The sequence below is a fragment of the Actinomycetota bacterium genome, assembly GCA_005888325.1.
Taxonomy (GTDB): domain Bacteria; phylum Actinomycetota; class Acidimicrobiia; order Acidimicrobiales; family AC-14; genus AC-14.
The window spans coordinates 1-2183 of sequence record VAWU01000010.1; the positions used below are offsets into that span (position 1 = coordinate 1).

General features: G+C 67.2%; 2 protein-coding genes (1 of these 2 running past the window's edge). One reads left to right on the top strand and one right to left on the bottom strand.

From position 1 onward, the window contains the following. Positions 1-241, bottom strand: a 241-nt coding sequence (locus E6G06_01605) for a VOC family protein (GenBank protein TML93558.1), incomplete at its 3' end; no start/stop codon positions are given. A 1270-nt stretch (positions 242-1511) separates the two neighbouring features. On the opposite strand from E6G06_01605, the gene E6G06_01610 reads away from it, so the two are divergent. After that, positions 1512-2183, top strand: partial view of a hypothetical protein gene (locus E6G06_01610; GenBank protein ID TML93559.1) — the 5' portion only. It continues 39 nt past the right edge of the window; 672 of the gene's 711 nt are visible here — the first part of the coding sequence; the start codon lies at positions 1512-1514; its stop codon lies beyond the right edge, outside the window.

Below are 2183 nucleotides of genomic sequence, written 5' to 3' on the forward strand. Positions count from 1 at the left end.
CGAAGCCGACATGGTCGAGCCCGGGTCGGAGCTCGCTGAAGGCGTCGCTGCTCTCGGGTTGAGAGTGTTGGTGGATCCCGAACAGCGTGGGGCCACCGAGTAGCCAGACGACGTGGTGGAACGGGCCGGTGTCCTCGTCGAGCACGGGCTTGGCGTCGAAGAGACGCTCATACCATCGGGTGCTGCGTCCGAGGTCGCTCACGGTGACAGCGACATGGGCAATGCCGGGAAACGGAGCCATCGCGCGCCCTTTCTTCCGAGGTACGCCGAGGCTACGTCAGCCGGAATGGGACGTCTTCTCGCGCCCCGTGGCATCGGTTGGGCGCGGCGCGCGCAACCGTGATGATCGACCCATCAAGTCCGTATTGCCCCTCTTGCCGCAGTGGTCACTCTGTCATAGCGTCCACGCAGGAGGGCGCAGACGCGAGTTCTGCGTCGGGGGGAGGGCACCATGGCGGACCGGTCCGCAGTCCCTTTGTGCGCGCGCGTGTCGCGGACCCAGGTGTTGGCGGCGTTCCTGGCCGTATCCGTCGGACTCGTCGCGCCGGTATCGCAGGTGACGCGCGCGGCGGCGGCCACCGACGTTCCCGTCGGGTTCCAGAACAACGAGCCGCATGCCGCGGTGGTGAATCCGCTCAATCCCCAGAACGTGGTCGTGAGCGACGTCAACAACCTCGCCATCTCAACGGATTTCGGGCGCACGTTCCCGACGACAGTGGCGGTGGCGGCCGCGCCCCCGACGCCGGGACCCAATCAGGCCTGGCGCAACTCGGGTGACGATGTCATTGCCTTCGACCAGCAGGGCCGGCTCTTCTGGACCTATCTGCGCGCGCTCTTCGACACCTCGGTCACGCCGAACAACCGCATCGACATCAGCATCTTCGTGCAACAGGTCAACCCGGTCACGGGTGCACTCGTGGGCGCGGAGGTCGACGTCACACCCGGGCTGCACTCCGACGACAAGCCGTGGCTCGCAGCTGACGCCAACGCCGACAGCCCCTTCGCCGGCAATCTCTATCTCCACTGGACCCGTTTCGACAACACGCCCACCGAAGAGTTCTTCTCCCGGTCGATCAACTCCGGCGCCACGTTCTCCGCACCGAGGGCAGTCGCCACCGGTGCGGGGGAGGGCTTCCGGCATCAGGCGCACGTGGCCGTCGCCCCGAACGGCGACGTGTACCTCGCCTATCACACCGATACCTGCGGCGCCGCCACCGCCGGACGTATCCGCGTGATCCGGGACAGCACCGGGGGCGCCAACCTCGCCAACGGCACCATCACCCAGGCCAACTACGCCTTCGGGGCGGGCGCCGCCGCGGTGACCTGCAACCGACAACCGCAGGCGGGAGCGATCCCCAACGCGGACTTCCTCATGCAAGGGTCAGCGGTTGGCTACGTCGTGCCGGATCCCGTTCGGCCCGGCAACATCTACGTGATCACCAACGACGATCCCAACAACGCCTACGCCAACGGGGACGACGGCGACGTCGTGCTGGCCCGTTCGACCGACAATGGCCAGACCTGGGCCGCGCCGGTCAAGGTCGATCACGGCCCGACGGGGACGTTGCAGGCGTTCCCGACGGGGGCGATGGATCAGGACGGCAACCTGGTCATCACCTGGTACGACACCCGCCGAGGTCAGACCAACGCCAACGTTCAGTAGAGACGGTGCGTTGACCTTCCGGAACGACGTTCGCGTCAACGACATCGGCTTCGACACCGATGTGGGCGCGCCGAACTTCGGCAACCCGCCTGACAACCCGCCGACGCGTCGCATCGGTGAGTACAACGGGCTGGCGGCGACCGATGGCATCGCGTACGCCGCGTTCACGGGCAACACCTTCAACGGCGCCACTGCCACCGGCCAACAGATCCTCTTCGACGTGTTCTCCATCACCGGCGCCTTCCCCGACCGGTTCGAGCCGAATGACGCACGAGCGGCCGGCGTGGCCACCGATCTCGGCGCGCACGCCTCGTACAGCGAACCGGGACTGACGATCCACCGCAACGCGGACGAGGACTTCTTCAAGGTCACCGCGCTCGCCACGGGTCGCCTCGACGTCACCATCGGCGCCAACGCCCGCGTGTCGGATCTCGATGTCCAGGTCCAGGATCGCAACGGCAACGTGGTCGCCACGAGCACGGCGGGGCTCGATGCGAACCCGACCGAATCGCTCACCTTC